17 protein-coding genes and 7 tRNA genes are annotated in these 19,243 nt (G+C 40.0%); 21 read left to right on the top strand and 3 right to left on the bottom strand.

The features are described from left to right. Window positions 1-2 precede the first annotated feature (2 nt). A tRNA-Glu gene (locus EO120_RS04135) sits at window positions 3-77 on the bottom strand. Window positions 78-86: 9 nt separating this feature from the next. Beyond that, window positions 87-162 (bottom strand) — tRNA-Asn (locus EO120_RS04130). Between the two features lie 660 nt (window positions 163-822). Between EO120_RS04130 and EO120_RS04125 the strand changes: the two genes are divergently transcribed. The 4 genes from EO120_RS04125 to EO120_RS04110 all read left to right on the top strand — a co-directional run bounded on the left by EO120_RS04125 (window position 823) and on the right by EO120_RS04110 (window position 4,561). Next, a complete protein-coding gene (locus EO120_RS04125; protein ID WP_127134220.1) occupies window positions 823-1,665 on the top strand; it encodes a fumarate hydratase in 843 nt (280 codons plus the stop codon). Window positions 1,666-1,684: 19 nt separating this feature from the next. Beyond that, a complete protein-coding gene (locus tag EO120_RS04120) occupies window positions 1,685-2,245 on the top strand; it encodes a Fe-S-containing hydro-lyase (RefSeq protein WP_127134219.1) in 561 nt (186 codons plus the stop codon). A gap of 237 nt (window positions 2,246-2,482) precedes the next feature. Beyond that, window positions 2,483-3,034, top strand: a complete 552-nt coding sequence (locus EO120_RS04115; protein ID WP_127134218.1) for a TIGR01440 family protein — start codon at window positions 2,483-2,485, stop codon at window positions 3,032-3,034. Between the two features lie 12 nt (window positions 3,035-3,046). Next, window positions 3,047-4,561: an LPO_1073/Vpar_1526 family protein gene (locus tag EO120_RS04110; protein WP_127134256.1), complete on the top strand. Its 1,515-nt coding sequence runs from the start codon at window positions 3,047-3,049 to the stop codon at window positions 4,559-4,561. A gap of 123 nt (window positions 4,562-4,684) precedes the next feature. On the opposite strand, the gene EO120_RS04105 is transcribed toward EO120_RS04110, so the two are convergent. Continuing rightward, window positions 4,685-5,410, bottom strand: a complete 726-nt coding sequence (locus tag EO120_RS04105) for a Crp/Fnr family transcriptional regulator (protein ID WP_127134217.1) — start codon at window positions 5,408-5,410, stop codon at window positions 4,685-4,687. A 284-nt stretch (window positions 5,411-5,694) separates the two neighbouring features. On the opposite strand from EO120_RS04105, the gene hcp reads away from it, so the two are divergent. The 17 genes from hcp (at window position 5,695) to rpmG (ending at window position 19,236) form a co-directional block, all read left to right on the top strand. Then, a complete protein-coding gene (gene hcp, locus EO120_RS04100) occupies window positions 5,695-7,260 on the top strand; it encodes a hydroxylamine reductase (protein WP_127134216.1) in 1,566 nt (521 codons plus the stop codon). 172 nt (window positions 7,261-7,432) lie between these two features. Continuing rightward, window positions 7,433-8,095, top strand: coding sequence for an L-serine ammonia-lyase, iron-sulfur-dependent subunit beta (gene sdaAB / locus EO120_RS04095; protein WP_127134215.1), 663 nt, complete (start codon window positions 7,433-7,435; stop codon window positions 8,093-8,095). 9 nt (window positions 8,096-8,104) lie between these two features. Then, entirely contained in the window at window positions 8,105-8,977 is an 873-nt protein-coding gene (gene sdaAA / locus EO120_RS04090; RefSeq protein WP_127134214.1) for an L-serine ammonia-lyase, iron-sulfur-dependent, subunit alpha, read from the top strand. Between the two features lie 163 nt (window positions 8,978-9,140). Further along, window positions 9,141-10,550, top strand: a complete 1,410-nt coding sequence (locus EO120_RS04085) for a CCA tRNA nucleotidyltransferase (RefSeq protein ID WP_127134213.1) — start codon at window positions 9,141-9,143, stop codon at window positions 10,548-10,550. 29 nt (window positions 10,551-10,579) lie between these two features. Then, window positions 10,580-12,529, top strand: coding sequence for a penicillin-binding protein (locus EO120_RS04080; protein ID WP_127134255.1), 1,950 nt, complete (start codon window positions 10,580-10,582; stop codon window positions 12,527-12,529). 35 nt (window positions 12,530-12,564) lie between these two features. Continuing rightward, window positions 12,565-13,392, top strand: a complete 828-nt coding sequence (locus tag EO120_RS04075; protein ID WP_127134212.1) for a bifunctional 5,10-methylenetetrahydrofolate dehydrogenase/5,10-methenyltetrahydrofolate cyclohydrolase — start codon at window positions 12,565-12,567, stop codon at window positions 13,390-13,392. Next, window positions 13,385-13,726 (top strand): hydrogenase maturation nickel metallochaperone HypA/HybF, encoded by a 342-nt coding sequence (locus EO120_RS04070; protein WP_127134211.1) that lies wholly within the window; start codon window positions 13,385-13,387, stop codon window positions 13,724-13,726. The genes EO120_RS04075 and EO120_RS04070 overlap by 8 nt, the downstream gene beginning before the upstream one ends. Before the next feature lie 7 nt (window positions 13,727-13,733). Then, window positions 13,734-14,387 carry a hydrogenase nickel incorporation protein HypB gene (gene hypB / locus EO120_RS04065; RefSeq protein ID WP_127134210.1) on the top strand — a complete coding sequence of 218 codons (654 nt, stop codon included), beginning with the start codon at window positions 13,734-13,736 and terminating at the stop codon, window positions 14,385-14,387. Between the two features lie 103 nt (window positions 14,388-14,490). Continuing rightward, on the top strand, window positions 14,491-16,014 hold the full coding sequence (locus EO120_RS04060) for a hypothetical protein (protein ID WP_241234875.1): 1,524 nt from the start codon (window positions 14,491-14,493) through the stop codon (window positions 16,012-16,014). A 27-nt stretch (window positions 16,015-16,041) separates the two neighbouring features. Then, complete coding sequence (gene brxF, locus EO120_RS04055) at window positions 16,042-16,506, top strand: BREX-3 system P-loop-containing protein BrxF (RefSeq protein WP_127134209.1); 465 nt, start codon at window positions 16,042-16,044, stop codon at window positions 16,504-16,506. Window positions 16,507-16,850: 344 nt separating this feature from the next. Further along, window positions 16,851-16,926: transfer RNA gene (locus EO120_RS04050), tRNA-Thr, on the top strand. Window positions 16,927-16,935: 9 nt separating this feature from the next. Next, window positions 16,936-17,020 (top strand) — tRNA-Tyr (locus tag EO120_RS04045). A gap of 7 nt (window positions 17,021-17,027) precedes the next feature. Beyond that, window positions 17,028-17,103: transfer RNA gene (locus tag EO120_RS04040), tRNA-Met, on the top strand. A gap of 28 nt (window positions 17,104-17,131) precedes the next feature. Then, window positions 17,132-17,207 (top strand) — tRNA-Thr (locus EO120_RS04035). Window positions 17,208-17,212: 5 nt separating this feature from the next. Beyond that, window positions 17,213-17,289, top strand: a tRNA-Met gene (locus tag EO120_RS04030). Window positions 17,290-17,618: 329 nt separating this feature from the next. Beyond that, on the top strand, window positions 17,619-18,806 hold the full coding sequence (tuf, locus tag EO120_RS04025; RefSeq protein ID WP_127134196.1) for an elongation factor Tu: 1,188 nt from the start codon (window positions 17,619-17,621) through the stop codon (window positions 18,804-18,806). 280 nt (window positions 18,807-19,086) lie between these two features. After that, window positions 19,087-19,236, top strand: coding sequence for a 50S ribosomal protein L33 (gene rpmG / locus EO120_RS04020; protein WP_004693530.1), 150 nt, complete (start codon window positions 19,087-19,089; stop codon window positions 19,234-19,236). The last annotated feature ends 7 nt before the right edge of the window (window positions 19,237-19,243 follow it).

Raw genomic sequence — 19,243 nt, 5'->3', positions numbered from 1 at the left:
TGTGGTGACCCGTCCGGGAATCGAACCCGGGATACCGCCGTGAAAGGGCGGTGTCTTAACCGCTTGACCAACGGGCCATATAAAGTTGGCTCCTCGAGTAGGACTCGAACCTACGACCGATCGGTTAACAGCCGATTGCTCTACCGACTGAGCTATCGAGGAATAATATATTCGTAATTATAAACGAATATATATATAATAGCAAGTCTTTTTTTTAGAAAAAAATAAAATTCCTATGCATAGGTTATGATAAAAACACATAGATAATGATTGCTGATGAGTTATCAAAAAAATCTGATAATATAGTTATAAAAACCAATGCATTCGATAGAGTGTTATAAATCCTTTTATTATGCGGATTGTAGGGGGATTTTTAAAAGTTGCTCTTCAGTTAATTAGCAATTTAACTATATTGAATTACATCGTTATGCAATATCATAATTGAAAACTTACTTCGTGAAAATGAGAAATGTTCTTATTGCAAAAAAGAATAAATTGTACTAATTTATCTGATAAGTAACGGTAGCGAAGCATATGCGTTTTGATATTGTGAGATTTATTACAGTATTTATCTACTTTTATAGAGTGTGAACCTACTAAGAGTGTCTCAGAAAAGTGAATAAAAACAGTATAATTAATCATTGATAATTAATATCAAATCGATAAATTTCATTGTGAAAAGTGTATAGGTAAAGCGTTGAAAGCCTTTCAGTAGTGTGCTAGTATGGAGACATAGAGTTAATCTTAGCTTAACGCTTTGAGAAAAATGTATCTCATGGTATTAGAGTTAATATCCAATTATTTTCCTGAGGAGGGATTATCTTGCGCGAGATTAATGTATCTGAAATCACAAAAACAATCCGTCAATTATGTATGGATGCAGCTTACCACTTGCCAAAAGACATTTATGAAGGCTTGAAAAAAGGCCGCGAAACAGAAGAGTCTCCAGTAGGTCGTATTGTTCTTGATCAACTTATCGAAAATGCAGAAATTGCTGATAAAGAAGATCGTCCATACTGCCAAGATACTGGTATGACAATGGTATTCCTAAAAGTAGGTCAAGATGTACATTTCGTTGGTGGCGATCTTACTGAAGCTATCAATGCTGGTGTTGCAGCTGGTTACATCGAAGGTTACCTTCGTAAATCCGTTGTAGGTGAACCATTGTTCAACCGTAAAAATACACAAGACAATACACCTGCTATCATCTACACAGACATCGTTCCTGGCGATAAAGTAGATATCCAAGTAGAACTTAAAGGTTTTGGTTCCGAAAACAAATCTGGCGTAGCTATGCTTGTTCCAGCTGACGGCGTTGCAGGCGTTAAAAATGCGGTTCTTGAAATCGTTAAAAAAGCTGGTCCTAACCCATGCCCTCCAATCGTACTTGGCGTAGGTATCGGTGGTACTATGGACCAAGCTGCTGTATTGTCCAAAAAAGCTTTGCTTCGCGACATTAACGCACCTCACAAAGATGCAGACTATGCAAAATTGGAAGAAGAAATTTTGGAAATGGTTAATAAAACTGGTATCGGACCACAATTGGGCGGTACTACAACTTGCATTGGTGTAAACATCGAATGGGGCCCAACTCATATCGCAGGTCTTCCTGTTGCAGTTACTATTATGTGTCATGCTGCTCGTCATGCTCACGTAGAACTTTAATCGATAGGAGGTAAATAATATGTCTGAAACAATTCGTATTAATACTGAAGAATATAATGAAGAGTTTTCCCGTAAATTAAAAGTTGGTGATAGCGTTCTTATCACTGGCAAAATTTACTCCGCTCGTGACGCTGCTCATAAAGTTATGACTGAAGCTTTGGCACGTGGTGAAAAATTACCAATCGATTGGACTAATAAATTCGTTTACTATCTTGGCCCAACACCTGCAAAACCTGGTGATCCAATTGGTTCCGCTGGTCCTACAACTTCCGGTCGTATGGATGCTTACACACCAACAATGCTTGATCAAGGTATCAAAGGCATGATTGGTAAAGGTTCCCGTAAACCAGAAGTAGTTGAATCCATGAAGAAAAATGGTTGCACATACTTCGCAGCAGTTGGTGGCGCTGCAGCATTGATTGCTAAATCCATCAAAAAATACGAAGTACTTGCATATGGTGAACTTGGTCCAGAAGCTTTGGCTGAATTGACAGTTGAAGACTTCCCATGCATCGTAGTTGGTGATACTGAAGGTAACAACTTCTACGAAGAAGGTCAAAAACCTTACAGAAAAATCTAATATCACCATTGAGTGATTGAAAGAGGCTTGGTAACAAGCCTCTTTTTGTATTTTACATACAAGAGCCAATATTACTATGCGCAGATCCTGTTATAACAGCATAATGGTATAAGCCCTTTTAGTATTATATAAAGTCTTATGCAATTTAATGTATTCCTTTTTAGTAAACTCTACAAATTGACTGCATTTTGTGTTAACATACATATAGACTATTTAGCAACGAAGAGGGGCGAGATTATGCATACTATAGATGGAATTCGCGAGTCTACTCGTGTAGCTATGTCAGAGTTATTGGCTGTAGCAAAAATGGAACCAGGTCAATTTTTTGTAGTTGGCTGCTCGACTAGTGAAGTACGGGGAAATAAAATCGGCACCGATTCTCATATCGATGTGGCTGAGGTAGTATTCGATGAAATATATAAGGCAGTGCACGAATATGGTATTCAATTAGCAGTGCAATGTTGTGAACATTTAAACCGTGCGCTCATTGTGGAGCGAAGTGCTATCACTTGGGAAGAAGAAGTTAATGTAGTACCTCAATTGCATGCTGGTGGTGCCATGGCGATGACTGCCTATGCGCGGTTTAATAACCCGGCAGCAGTGGAATATATTGAAGCTCATGGTGGTATCGATATAGGAGATACTTTCATTGGCATGCATATGAAACATGTGGCGGTGCCGGTTCGCATGTCCATTAAAGAAATTGGCAATGCTCACGTAACAGCATGTCGTGTGCGCCCTAAGAGTATTGGTGGCAGCCGAGCTGTGTACAATGAATCATTGTTGTAAGAGGAGACCATGATGTCAGGTTTGATTCCCTATGTCGTATTAGCTGGTGTAGCGATTGGATTTTTTCTGGTGTGCTACGCGGTATTTAATAAAAATGAAAATTTTGAAAGTTTAGAACCAACTAAAAAACAAAATGACCATCGTACCTTGTATGAACAAGAAAAGGTGCATATTGCGCCGAAATATAAAGAGCCTAGTAAAAGCAACATTACTACTGAATCTAATCATGTAGAGGATGCAGGTACTAGTGCTACAGCGGAGTTATTAGATTGTGATACAGTTACTGCAAATGGTGATGATAGTCAATGTATCTCAGTTGAACCAAGTGCAGTAGAGGACACAATCGCCCTTGGCGAGTCTGTGGATGTACTAGAAGCTACTCGTGAAATTTCCTTAGAATCAACTCAAATGATTGGTGCTGAAGGAGTGGAAATATCTAAACCACAAGGTCCTTCCATGTTAGAAGAAACGCGATTATTTAATGCTGCGGAAATCGATGCAGAGTTAATGCAATCAGTAGTGGAAGACGAAGAACCAGCTACTGGACAATGGGCACAAGCGGCGCAAGAGGATAAGCGTGTAGCTATGGCTGTAGAACCATTTATACAGGCTTTTGGTGTCATTCGTGGAGATTCGCTACATTACGTTGAGGATATTACTCGTGAAGCTTTGGCGGCCCTAGGAATTTTAAAACTTAGCGAAGTCAATGCATTGCTTCACAATATCATTATTCAAGAAGCGTTGATGGCGATGCAAAAAGCTTATGCTGCGACGCCTACAGATTGGATGAAAATGGCAGCTCTTGAGTCATTCCTTGATGTAGTGCAATCACCTAAATCGAGTACGCCATACTTAGTGGCCTTCGATGCGTTGCGCGTGTTGCCACATCTTACATTGGGGCATTTCCAAGTGATGGCGTTAACTTTGATGTTACAGTACTCCCGTAATTCTAATAATTATGGGCGAATTCATTTTAAACATTATGTGGAAAAATATATCGAACCTTTTATCTCAGATTTGCCATTAGATAATTCATTCTATCGTCAACTTGAATATTTACGCTGCACGCAGTCCGAACGGGAACAAGTAACATTGACGCAATTATTGAGCAATTCTTATCCATTTGTATTCAATTTCCGCGGTTTTACAAAAGAAGAATTGTTCCGTGTTACCGATGGCCGTGGCGTAGATTCGCGGTTTGTAGTACGTAGTTTAAACTCAAACCTCTATAAATTGGCTATGGTTGATGAATCGTTAGCACCGCGATTCTTCCGTGAAACGCGTATTTCTGATGCTGTGGTACAACGTGATTTGTTGGCGCTTATGAAAAGTAAACCGACTGCCTTTAGAGGAGTAGAGGCACGGGAAATTATGGATAATATTTCGCCAGTTCTATCAGATTTGGCTGACGTATATGATACAAGCCCAATGAGTCGTATATCCCTAACATTGTTAGGGCTTTATTTAGGACGTGCTCATGTGAAAGCCACGATTGGAGAAGAATTCGATTTATCTCGTTGGTTCTAAAGTATATAAAATATATAGTGTTGTTGGATTGCACTAAGCATGCAAAAAACGCCTGTAACAGTTAAGTTGCAGGCGTTTTCTGTATCTGAACGATTATAAGAATCGATTGTGGGTGACTTTTATTTAGTTATTAAATCCAAATTCCATAATTTCTTCTAATTCTAATAGTGTTACTGTTTTGCCGCTAATATCGATAATACCTTCATCGCGAAGGCGACCAAGCTCACGGCTAAGGGCTGTGCGAGATACATTGAGAACTTCCGCCATTTGCTCTCTATTGTGAGGTAACAGAAGGGTTTCACTATGTTGGATGGTATGTAAATCTGTAAAATAAGCAAAGATTTTTTCGCGCATGCCCTTTAATGTTAAATAATGTACTTTACGAGTTAAGAGTAATGCTTTTTCTGATAAATCTTCTAATAGATTAGAAAGGATTTTTGTTTGACATTGATGACAATCTGGTAATGTTTCAATAAAGGTCTCTAAAGGGATGAACATGATTTTTGATGGTTTCATAGCTTTTATGGTAGCTGGCCAGAGAGGGAGTTTACTAAATAATAATGCTTCACCGAACATGGCAGATGATTCAAGGTTGGCCATAATGACGCGTTGGCCCAGTACATTTTCTCTAGTAAGCATAGCGCTACCTTCCAAAATGACACCGATGCCTTCCATAGAATCTCCAGAAATAGCAATGAAATCATTTTTCTTATAAGATTGGATGATAACTTTCGCGTTTTGTAAATAGCTTTTTAATTCAGGTGTGTCTAAACCTTTAAAGAGAGGGCATTTTTTTAAGACAGGCATATATTGATTGATGATAGTTTCCGATAAGATTTGTTTAATCATGGAAACCTCCTATATTTTTATAATGAAATGTATGCTTAATCGATTCATCTTGTTTGTGATGATTGATACCGATAAATAGCAATAATTATTGTATAATAATTGTAAATAGTCATAGGACTATAATATTTTCTAAAAAGTTTTATTTTTGTTGCTCAAGCTACAGAAATTGTAACACGTATAGGGTATACTTTCAATGTAATCACGAATCATACTCGTAAAAACGAGCGTATCGTATATGTGTTAGAGTCTAAGATGCGAGGAAGTCTCGCAAAGGAGGAACTATAATGAGCATGTTCTGTTATCAATGTGAACAATCGGCAGCACCAGGTGGCTGTACTGTACAAGGCGTATGTGGTAAAACTGCTACTGTTGCAAATCAACAAGATGAGTTAACGGCTGCTTTGGTTGGCTTAGCTCGTGCATTAGATGTTAAAGGTCACACAAAAGAAGGCATTGATTATTTAATGCGTGGTTTGTTCATGTGTGTAACAAACGTAAACTTCTCTGAAGATCGTATGCAAGAATTCATCGACGAAGTAAATGCATATCATGCGAAAATTGATAGCACTCAACAAAATTTTGATTGGGAACAATTGTGGAAAGGTGAAGAAGATATCGTATCTCTTCGCTCTACATTATTACTTGGTATGCGCGGTATGGCTGCTTATGCATGGCATGCAGCACGCCTCGGTTTTCATGATGCTGATGTTGATGCATGGTTCGTAAAAGGTATGGTTGAATTTGCCAAAGACCACAGCGCAGAAGAATGGTTGAACCTATTGATGGAATTCGGTCATATCAACTTGAAATGTATGGCTATCCTCGATAAAGCAAATACTGAAACATATGGTACTCCAGTGCCAACAACAGTACCTTTGACAATCGAACCAGGTCCTTTCATCGTTGTAACAGGTCACGATTTACACGATCTTAACATGTTGTTAGAACAAACAGATGGTAAAGGTGTTAACATTTATACCCATGGTGAAATGCTTCCTTGCCACGCTTACCCTGAATTGAAAAAACATCCTCAATTGAAAGGTAACTTCGGCACAGCATGGCAAAACCAACAAAAAGAATTCGTTGATGTTCCTGGCGCATTCTTGTTCACTACAAACTGCATTATGCCACCTAAAGAAAACTACAAAAATAATATCTTTACTACAGATATGGTAGGTTTTGATGGCTGTGCACACGTAGAAGAAAAAGCTGATGGCACTAAAGATTTTAGCGCAGTTATTAATCGTGCTATCGAACTTGGTGGCTACAAAGAAGCTCAACATTTCACTGGTATTAATGGCGGTCACGAAGTAACTACAGGTTTTGGTCATGGCACCGTACTTGGTATTGCTGATACTGTTATTGATGCTGTGAAAGCTGGCGCTATTAAACATTTCTTCCTTGTAGGCGGTTGTGACGGTGCTAAAGTAGGTCGTAACTACTACACAGAATTCGTTAAACAAACACCACAAGATACAGTAGTATTGACATTGGCATGCGGCAAATTCCGTTTCAATGACCTTAATATCGGCGAAATTGGCGGCATCCCTCGCATCCTCGATATGGGGCAATGTAACGATGCATACTCTGCTATTCAAGTGGCTGTAGCATTGGCTGGCGCATTTGAATGCGACGTAAACGATTTGCCATTGACACTTGTATTGTCTTGGTACGAGCAAAAAGCTGTGTGCATCTTGTTAACATTATTGGCTTTAGGAATCCGCAATATTTACATCGGACCATCCTTGCCTAAATTCTTCTCTAGCAATGTACTAAACATTCTAGTAGACAAGTTCCAATTGCATCCTATTACAACACCAGAAGCTGATATGAAAGCTATCTTGGGCTAGTAAAAATCGAAAGTATTAACAATAGACTAATCTCGACTCCTCTATGATAGGGCTGTTGTTATATTGACCACATCGTCTTTGGGCGGTGTGGTCTTTTTGTGTTGTGTGTTTAATTTTCTTGATATAATATAGATATAACATTTACATTTGTATTATCTGTAGAGGTCCTACAATGAACAGCATTTTTGATATTATAGGCCCCGTTATGATTGGGCCGTCTAGTTCGCATACTGCAGGGGCGGCGCGGCTAGGAAAAATGGCGCGGTGTATTTTCGGTGCTACGCCACAACGTGTAGAAATGACTTTGTATGGGTCATTTGCAAAAACTTATAAAGGTCATGGCACGGATCGTGCTTTGTTGGGCGGTCTTTTAGGGTTTAAAGAGGATGACGCTCGTATTCGCCATGCTCAGGAACTAGCAGATGAATCTCGATTAGACTATACTTTCATAGAATCCCCTCTCGATATTGGACATCCCAATGTGGTGAAATTCGATATGTTCGGTGCCAATAATCGACATATGTCAGTGGTGGGCCGTTCTATCGGGGGCGGTCAAATCATGATTACCGAAGTGGACGGCAACGATATGTCAATTACTGGTGACGAGTTTACTCTTGTTGTGTTTCACGAGGATCGGCCAGGCGCGATTTCCCTCATTAGTCAAGCGCTTAGTGAGTCGGATATTAACATCGCCTCTATGCGGGTATTTAGAAAAGAAAAATATAAGGACGCGGTGATGGTCATTACCACTGACACTGTGGTGAATCCTATTACGGTACAATTTATGCGCGAATGCCCAGGTATACAAGATGTTATGACCTTTGAGGCATTGTAGGAGGATGATATGAGTTATACATATGAATCTATTGGTGATATCCTCCGCCTTAGTGAGGAACATAGAATTTCCTTTAGTGATGTCATTTTGCGTAATGAACTAGAAAAATACGACCGCAACGAAGCGGAAATTACTGCTGAAATTGAACGTCGTCTCGCTATTTTTGAAAGCTCTATCAAGGATGGTTTAACTCACCTCGATAGAACACAATCGGATATGTCTGGTGGTGATGCGGCAAGGTTGTATGAACGTAAACCTCTATTTATGAGCGATATCGCATATAAAGCAATGACCTATGCCATTGCGGTAAATGAAGCAAATGCTAAAATGTTTCGTATTGTAGCATGTCCTACAGCTGGGTCCTGTGGTGTTATGCCCGGTGTGGTACAGGCCGTGGCGGAGCATTATGACATCGATAGGCAGGGCATGGTAAAAGGTTTTCTTGCAGCAGCTGGTGTGGGGAATGTGGTAGCCAACCGCGCTTGTGTTGCTGGTGCTGTTGGTGGTTGCCAAGCGGAAATTGGCACTGCTGCATGTATGGCGGCGGCAGCTATCGTAGAAATGATGGAGGGCACACCGCATCAAGTAGGCAATGCTATTGCGTTGTGTATGAAAAATCTCCTCGGTCTTGCCTGTGATCCTGTGGCAGGTCTCGTTGAGGTGCCTTGCGTGAAGCGAAATGGTATTTATGCGGTTCATGCTATTACAGCTGCAGAACTCGCATTGGCAGGTATAGAAAGTCAAATTCCACCAGATGATGTTGTGGAAGCGATGAATAATATCGGTCGTGCTATGCCGGCGGCGTTGCGCGAAACAAGCGATGGTGGTCTTGCTGTGACACCGACAGGATTGGCTATTGCGGAAAAGGTAAGGTCTTTATAATGCAATCGTAGATATCTGCTCTAGATGATAGTCATTATAGCGGGTGTTTATCATAAAATAAGAAGGCTTGTATATCATGTCTTGTGGTATACGAGCCTTTTTTCGTTTATCTATTTGTAGTACAATGAATAGATGAGACGGATTCGGCAGAAAGGAGGTTCCTATGGAACGCGCATTACGCTTGTTAACAATTTTAGAGGATGCTGGCTTTGAGGCGTATATTATTGGTGGTGCTGTGCGCGATATGATTATGCATGTGGAGCCTCATGATTTTGATATCGTTACGTCCGCCCGACCAGAGCAGGTTGTAGAGATTCTAGGAGAATATGGTATCGATACGCCTGGCGTAGTAGGCAAATCGTTTGGTGTTGTAGTAGCTGTCGTAGATGGTGAACATTATGAAATTGCTACATATCGAAAGGAGCGTTATGGTGTAGATAGTCATCGTCCAGAGGAAATCATCTATGCCGATAGTTTAGCAGAAGATGTGAAGCGCCGTGATTTCACTGCCAATGGTATAGCCATGAACCGCTATAAAGAAATTGTCGATTTTGTCGGTGGTCGTCGTGATATAAAGCATAAAATTTTGCGTACTATTGGTAACCCTGAGGATCGGTTCCAAGAAGATGCACTTCGATTGTTCAGAGCTTGTCGTTTTGTAGCAAAGCTTGATTTTTTGCCGTCTAGAGATTTGCTAGATGCCATGCCAAAGGCATTTCATCGAGTATCAGGGCTTTCACTAGAAAGAGTGCGCAATGAATTAAATCGGCTGTTGTTAGAACCAGCAGTGGCCAAAGGGCTGGATGTATTAGTTCAGTCAAGATTAGCGGAATGCTCTTGTCGAGTTGTGGAGAATGGTGTCATTCGAGAAGTGCCCATTTTACCAGAGCTATATCATTTGGTGGATTTGCCACAAGAAAAAGCATTTCATGAATTTGATGGATGGTATCATACATTAGCTGTTGTAGCTCATACAGAGCCAGATTTAATATTACGATGGGGAGCTTTGTTGCACGATGTAGCAAAGGGAATGCCTGCCATTCGCGAGATTATTAATGGACGCCTCACAGACAGGGGCCATGACATAATGGGAGCCAATATGGCGTATGATTTGTTGATTCGATTGGGATATAATAAACAATTTGCTAGTCGCGTGTCATGGATTGTGAAAAATCATATGCGATTTCATTTCTTTTCACAGCATCAAGAAGCGGACGAAAAAAAGTGGTTGCGCAAGGAAGCGCGTAGTGGTGAATTCAGAGATAGTGCCATTATGCGTGAAGCATGGCAACAACTAGCAAAGGTTTGCGCCGCTGATGTACTGGGGTGTGGTAAATCGTATGCTAGTACAGATGGTACCTTAGCCTTTGGTGAGTGTATGGCTGATTTGAGTCTAGTTATGCCTGTGCACACTAAGGATTTGAATTACGACCAACGGGTTTTTGATGTGGCAGGCAATCGCGTGGCAAAGGGGTTGCAATATTTATTACAACAGGTACAAAATGGGGTCATACAAAATGAGCCAGATGCTTTGTATGCGGCGTTAGTTCATAAATTTCAACGTACCGAATAGGGAATAGTATAATGAAATTCAAGTTAAATATAAATCTGTCAGGGAGTCAGAATAAACGAATCGAATTTTGTGCACGAGCATTTTTAGTTGTCGTACTCGTTTTGGTGTATCGTTTGGTAGACTTGCAAGTGATAGACCAGTCTGAGTTACAAGCGAAGAATTTGAGCCAAGTGCAGGTGGATAGAAAATTACAGTCACCGCGAGGCACTATTTATGACCGTCATGGCAAGCCATTAGCCATGAGTGTGGTTACAAAATCACTATATGCGGATCCGAAAATGATCAATAAATCACCTCAGGACATGGCGGAACTCCTTGCTCCTTATGTAGAGATGAGTAAGGATGATATTGTGAAGGCTTTGCAAGAGGATACTGCATTTGTGTGGATTAATCGCATGATGGAACCAGCACAATCAAAAGCTGTACAAGCTATCATTGATGAACAAAAACTGGTGGGTATCAATTTTGTAGAGGAATCTAAACGATATTATCCAAATGGCAATTTAGCTGCACAAGTGCTGGGGTTTGTAGGCACTGATGATAAAGGATTAGATGGCCTTGAAATGGTATTGGATGACGAACTCAAGGGTGGTACACAGCAAGAACTAGTGGCCACTGATAATAAAGGGTACGCTATTTTTGGGTCTGTATTGTCGAAATTTTTACCTGACAAGGGTAAAAGTGTGACACTTACTATTGATGCAAATGTTCAATTCATTGCGGAACGAGCTCTTGATAAAGCCATGGAATATACTGCTGCCAAACATGCTAGTGTTATTATTATGGACCCTAAAACAGGGGAAATTTTGGCTATGGCAAACCGACCAACATATGATCCAAATCATTATAATCAAGGGTCAGAAGAAGACTTTAAGAACATTGCAGTCACTAATTTGTATGAACCTGGCTCTACCTTTAAACCGCTTATCGCATCTGCCGCATTGGCATCTGGTAAGTGGAAATTAGAACAAGTGTATAATGATAAAGGCGCTTTTGTAGCTAATGGTCACGTGATGCAAAACTGGAATGGAGAAGGTTATGGACCTGTTAAGCTTCTGGATATCCTAAAATTCTCTATCAATACAGGGATGGCAGAAATTGGTACTACTACAGGGGCAGAGATTTTATCTAAATATGTGCGTGCCTATGGATTTGGATCTACTACGGGTATTGAACTTCCTGGGGAAGGGGAAGGGATTCTATACGACCCAACGGATATGAGTAAATTAGATGTAGCAACTATGTCAATTGGTCAAGGTGTGGCTGTAACACCGTTGCAAATGGTACGTGCTTTTGGTGCTTTATCCAATGGGGGCACCATGATGAAACCGCATATCATTAAATCTTATAGCGATGTAAAAGGAGAGGTGACTAGCACTACAGAACCGCAAGTGGTAGGTCAACCGATTCCTGCAGAAACGGCTAAGACTGTTGTAGATATTCTTGAAAAAGAGGTGTCCGAAGGTGGTGGTACTAAGGCGATGGTAGAGGGCTATCATTTCGGTGGTAAAACAGGGACAGCTGAAAAATTGGATACTCAAAACGGTGGCTATTTAGATGGACAATATATTGCATCCTTCATTGGTTTTGGACCTGTAGAAGACCCAAAATTTGTAGTCCTCGTCGCTATCGATGATCCGCAAAAAGGTTCTATTTATGGTGGGCAAATTGCGGCGCCTGTGTTTAAAGATATTATGGTTCAGCTAGTAAGGTATTACCAATTATCTCCTTATGTAAAGGATGAAGTAGCCGTATCTACAGTGCCAGTAAAAACATTGCCACCTGTGAATTCAAGTAGTTCAGGTAGTATTACGTTGCCAAATTTTACAGGATTTACTTTCGGAGAAGTACGGGATTGGCTACATCAGGCGGGCCTTAATTTTAAACCTGATGGCACGGGACGTGCTGTATCACAAGATGAAATGCCAGGCACCACTGTTAAACAGGGCACAGCTATAACGGTTCATTTTAATCATTAATATAAATTTCACAGATATAAGAATTGGAGATAACAATGTTAGAATTACGAGGAAAAGCAGTTGCTGATGCACATAAAACGATTTTGCAAGAGAAAATGACATCCATTGGTGAAGGCGTAATCACGATGGCTATTTTGCTTGTAGGGGATGACCATGGGGCCAATATGTATGCAGATTTTATGGAAAAAACAGCAAAAAATTTTGGTTATGGCTTTGTTCGTAAACAATTACCTGCTACGGCAACGAATGAAGAGGTATTCGCTGCTTTAACAGATTTGAATAATGATGATGCGGTACATGGTATTTTGCCACTTATGCCTATGCCGAAACATATTGATACAGAAGCGCTTATTGATGCGTTAAACCCTAAAAAGGATATAGACGGACTAACAACCCATAATATTGGTCTTGTAACGGCTGGTAAAGGCGGTTTTGTTCCTTGTACAGCCAAGGCATGTATCGCTATTCTCGATCATTATGGTATTCCTTTAGAAGGGAAACACGTGGTGGTTATAGGGCGTAGCCAAGTGATTGGTAAACCAGTGGCATTGATGGCACTAGAACGTCATGCAACGGTGTCTATTTGCCACTCTCGCACTGCCGATTTGGCGAGTCATGTAAGAGAAGCTGATATTGTTATTGCCGCAGCAGGGCGTGCTCATATGATTACGGACAACATGGTGAAATCCGGCGCTGTTGTTATCGACGTAGGTATTAATGAATTAGATGGAAAAACTGTAGGCGATGTAGATTATGTTGCTGTTAGTAAAGTAGCTAGTGCTATTACACCTGTGCCTGGCGGTGTTGGTTCTGTAACAACTACTATGATGTTAGAAGCTGTATTTGAGGCTTATCATGCATGAAATGTCCATTGCTGAAGGTATTTTGGATATTGCTTTAGATACGATGAGACAAAATAATGGAATTATCATTCACTCCGTGCAACTCGATTTGGGTCTTATGAGTGGAGTTGAACCAGATGCGCTTTTATTTTGTTGGGATGCTGTTGTCAAGGGAACAGCTGCTGAAGGTTCGAAAATTGATATTCACACCATTCCTATTACTGGACAATGTTTAGATTGTGATGCTGTATTTGATGTGCAAAATTATGCCTTTATTTGTCCACATTGTGAAAGTAAATATATCAATACTATTGGAGGGCGCGAATTGCAAGTCACATCAATTGATATAGATTGAGGTTAGTATGCAAGTAGAAGTTAAAACAAATGTGCTCGCTAAAAATGATGCCATTGCTAGCGATTTGCAACGATTGTTTAAAGAAAAAAACATATTCGTATTTAATTTAATGGGGTCTCCAGGGGCTGGTAAAACATCTTTGCTTGAGGCCACTTTACAAGAGCTGGTGAAAGATTATAACATCGCTGTTATTGAAGGTGATCTATTTACTAACCAAGACGCAGAACGTATTCATGCATTGGGAGTGCCTGTTATTCAAATCAATACGGTCGGTGGGTGCCATTTAGATGCTCACATGATTCAAGATGCGGTGGAGGACTTAGACCTTGATACATTGGATATGATTATCATTGAAAATGTTGGTAATTTAGTATGCCCTGCAGAATTTGAAATTGGCGAATCTATGAAAGTAACAGTTTTATCTGTTACAGAGGGGGAAGATAAACCTCTTAAATACCCATTGATTTTTAAAGAATCAAAAGCAGTATTGCTGAATAAAATAGATTTGCTACCATATGTGCCGTTCAATAAGGATAAAGCGGTGAAGGACATTCGGAATTTAAATCCTCAAGGTTTTATATTTGAAGTGAGCTGTATTGCGAAAGATGGATTAGCAACTTGGATTGATTGGCTAAAAGAACAATTGAAGATGTACCGATAAGAACTCAGTTAGAATAGAAATACACGATACATCTGCAGCGTAAATTTAGTGATGCAGATGCTGTAATGAATTTCAAATGAGTTGTATAAATGGAGAATAATTAATGAAATATGTACTATCTAAGATGGCGTTAGCTGCTGCGTTTGTATCGATTGTAGTCCCTGCGTCGGCGACTTCTGTTGTAGATGATGCTATACGCTTAGCTAATGATATCAATACAACGCGTGTTGCATCTGTTGCAGCAGATACGGTGGTTGGTGATGTAGGGGACAGTACTGTACCTCATGCAGTAGATGATACGGCCCGTGAAGTTAGCGATGATAATGTTAATTATGCTACGGAAGAGCCGACACCAATTATTATTATTAAAACTAATGATGAAACAATACGCTCTAAAAAAGGTTGGCTAGCAGAGCAATTGGCGGTGACCGCTTTTGGAGATTCTCTTCAATATTGGCAAGCAGCCAGTGAAAATGATGGAGAAATGCCTTCTGATACGCGTAATAATTTAGCTGATATCGGTCGTTCTTATACGTCTAATAATTTACCTGCATTAGGAGTGTTAGACGATTTTTTAGTGTTTATCAAAAACGGAAAATCATCATCAGCTGAGATGAATTCTGGTGATGATAAACTACGTGATGACACTGCTGATACAGCATTTACCCATGGGTATGCTATTGGTGATATTTATACACCGGCATTAGCTACCAAGAAAACAGTAAAAGGTGTGTTCACGACATATCATGAGAAACATATGGATATAACTGTATATACTGGACCGGATAAATCCAGACTAACTAATCATCAGTTGCGCGGACAAGGAGCTACTTATTTGTATCCTGTAGGTGCTATTACAAATATTCATACTACAGATAAGCAAGCAAGTACTGTCCGCGATGTTGGCATTGGTACTTCTCGTATGGAAATGATTTTTGCATATGGTAGCCCTAATGCGATGTGGCGTAATTCATCGGATGAATCTTATATATTCTTATATAAAAGTGATAACGAAAAAGTATGGAATGAAAAAAAGGAGTTTACTCCTGTTATAGCGAATACAAATAATAATAGCCAATCTAAGCGTGCTATAGAAAAAGGGGTTGCGTATATTGCTTTCACCATCAAGAAGAATAATATTGAATCAATTGATATTATAGATGGGCAAGTATGGCCTCGTTTTGGTCTGCCAACTACGGATATGTATGATTTTAAGGCAGGGCAATTGACTGAGGATGATTTTGTTTTGCGTGGGTTGCATTTGAATCAAAAGTTTTCCAATGATTCGAATAGTGAATGGCGCACCCAAGGTATGTTATTTGGTTCCAGTTTTATTGGCTATAATGAATATGGTGTCAGTGTGGACAAAGCATCTCTTATCAATCGGGTATTACTCAATATATATACACCGACGAGACGGGGAATTTCCATAGGGGATACAAAATATCTATTGCTATTCGTCTACGGTATGCCGACACGCATCGTAGAATCTAGCACAGATAATGGCACAGCTACTGTATATGAGTACAAAAATCCAAGGTCGAATACTTCTTATTTACAGTTCGCCTTAGATGATAAAAACCAATATATCAAATCCGTTATGTTATCTGATCGACCAGTTAAGTAGGTTTATCTAAGCGAGGAGGTAAAGGATATGGTTACTGTACAAGATGTGAAAGAACGTTGGGAGCAAATTCAAGGTGATGAAGAACGTATATTGTTCATCGTAGGTGGTCCTGGTTCTGGCAAAAGTTTGTTGATTCGTGAATTAGCTGAGCAAAAAGGATGGAAATATTTAGAAGCGAAACAGCTCATTGAAGAGGAGTTTTTGTTAGTTCCTCGTGACGAACGTCCTAAACTCGCAGAGGATGTGATAAGACGGGCTCTAACCCGCAGTGATACGGAGGTAGTCCTCTTAGATGGTATTAATGTGTTGTTTGCGCCTATTTTGAATTTAGAACCTTTAGATATCTTGAAAACAATCAGTAAAACCTATCCTATCGTGGTTGGATGGCGTGGTCACTTAGAAGGCGATCAGCTCTATTTAGAACATAATAACAATCCGAAACATGCAGTGGTTACTATTTCACAACCAGAACATGTAATTGTAATTGATTAAAATACTCTGCTGATTCATTATGTGTTATGCAGACTGTATGTTGCTGCTTGTATTGCGGTAACCGTTAGTGAGATTTTAAAGATATATGTGCTAATTTTATATTGTATCTACAATAACAGCCAGCAAAATCTAGATAATACTTAGGTTTTGCTGGTTTTTGGCTATTTTTGAAATGAAAAATAAAATTTTTTTGATAAAATACTTGCATTAGAAATTCATTCGTGATATATTGATATAGCACTAAGGAACACCGCAGTGAAAGAACGAGAACTTAATTAAAAAAGTTTAAAAAAGTTCTTGACACTTAGTGTGGCAGATGATACAATACATCTTGTCGTAATGATGCTGGCGTAGCTCAATAGGTAGAGCAGCTGACTTGTAATCAGCAGGTTGTGGGTTCAATTCCTATCGCCAGCTCCATTTTATTTTGGAGGGATTCCCGAGCGGCCAAAGGGAGCAGACTGTAAATCTGCCGTCTTCGACTTCGAAGGTTCGAATCCTTCTCCCTCCACCATTTACATAGCGGGGTGGAGCAGTTGGTAGCTCGTCGGGCTCATAACCCGAAGGTCGCAGGTTCAAGTCCTGTCCCCGCAACCATAATTGCAGTGACGTGAACGTTCATTGTGCTGGTGTAGCTCAGTCGGCAGAGCGTATCCTTGGTAAGGATAAGGTCACCGGTTCAATCCCGGTCACTAGCTCCATACATGGCGGCATAGCTCAGTTGGCTAGAGCAATCGGTTCATACCCGGTGTGTCCGCGGTTCAAATCCGTGTGCCGCCACCATTAATTTCACTTGGTGAAGTTTTTACTCCTAACTATAGATGTCTATAGGATAGGAGTTTTTGTGTTTTATAAATTATTGTTGGGTTTTAAGAGGACTTTGTTAGATGTGGGAATGTATGCCTAACATTTATGATAGAGCCGATTTTAACAAACTTTATTGGACATATGGATATTAGACTATGCCTGCGCTGATAGGGACTTATTAAAGATTTGCACAGTATGGTATAATGATGTGTAAGGGATGAATAGTCCATTGATTAAAATAGTTTATTATTATATAGTAATACTATAAAGTATTTTGTTTTTCAAAAGGAGGATTATTTCCTAAAATGGCAAAAGAAAAATTTGAACGTAATAAGCCGCATGTTAATATCGGTACAATCGGTCACGTTGACCATGGTAAAACTACTTTGACAGCTGCAATCACAAAAGTATTGGCTGAAAAAGGTCAAGCTGATTTCCAAGATTACAGCATGATCGATAAAGCTCCAGAAGAACGTGAACGCGGTATCACAATCAACACTGCACACGTTGAATACGAAACTGACAGCCGTCACTATGCACACGTTGACTGCCCAGGCCATGCTGACTATGTTAAAAACATGATCACTGGTGCTGCTCAAATGGACGGTGCTATCTTGGTAGTATCCGCTGCGGATGGCCCTATGCCACAAACTCGTGAGCACATTTTGTTGGCTCGCCAAGTAGGTGTACCTGCTATCGTTGTATTCATGAACAAAAAAGATATGGTTGACGACGAAGAATTGTTAGAATTAGTAGAAATGGAAATTCGCGAATTGCTTTCCTCCTACGAATTCCCTGGTGATGACATCCCTGTAATCGCTGGTTCCGCGTTGAAAGCGTTGGAAGGTGATGCTGAATACGTAAAAGCTATCGAAGAATTGATGGCTCAAGTAGACGCTTACATCCCAACTCCAGTTCGTGATACTGACAAACCTTTCTTGATGCCAGTAGAAGACGTTTTCACAATTACAGGTCGTGGTACAGTAGCAACTGGCCGTGTTGAACGTGGTGAAGTAAACGTTGGCGATACTGTAGAAGTAGTAGGTTTGAAAGAAAAAGCTGACTCCTACGTAGTAACTGGTCTTGAAATGTTCCGCAAAACTTTGGATTCTGCAGTAGCAGGTGACAATGTTGGTGCATTGCTTCGCGGTGTAGACCGTAAAGACATCGAACGTGGTCAAGTATTGGCTAAACCAGGTTCCATCAACCCACACACTAAATTCAAAGCTGAAGTATACGTATTGACTAAAGAAGAAGGTGGCCGTCATACTCCATTCTTCTCCAACTACCGTCCACAATTCTACTTCCGTACAACAGACGTAACTGGTGTTGTAAACCTTCCTGAAGGTGTAGAAATGTGTATGCCTGGCGATAACGTAACTATGGATATCGAATTGATCACTCCAATCGCTATCGAAGAAGGTCTTCGTTTCGCTATCCGCGAAGGTGGTCACACTGTAGGCGCTGGCGTAGTTACTGCAATCGAAGGCTAAAAGGCTAATCTGAGATTAGAACCTATATATTATATATGGAGAAAAATGCATCCTCTATTTTGAGGATGCATTTTTAAAGAATAACTGCTGTAGCATCTTGCTATAGCAGTTATTCTTTGTTATACTAAACATGTCCAGGAGATATGTGCCTGGCTTTTTTGAGTTGCTCAAAAACTTGACATCGCTTGACTCATATGATATAGTTTTTTAGTATGTAGTCGACCGATTTTCGAGTACAAGAGACATATTTAGATTAACATATAAAGCGAGGTGTATCCGGATGCGTAATGCCATTACTTTAGCTTGCACAGATTGCAAACAACGTAACTATCAAACGAACAAGAATAAGAAAAACAATCCTGATCGTATTGAAATGATGAAATATTGCAAATTCTGCGGTAAACATACATTACACCGTGAAACAAAATAATTCTTAT

The organism is Veillonella caviae (assembly GCF_003992125.1).
In the GTDB taxonomy this organism is placed as follows: domain Bacteria; phylum Bacillota; class Negativicutes; order Veillonellales; family Veillonellaceae; genus Veillonella; species Veillonella caviae.
The sequence above is the reverse complement of the archived record's forward strand: the minus strand, read 5'-3'. Positions and strand labels throughout refer to the sequence as shown.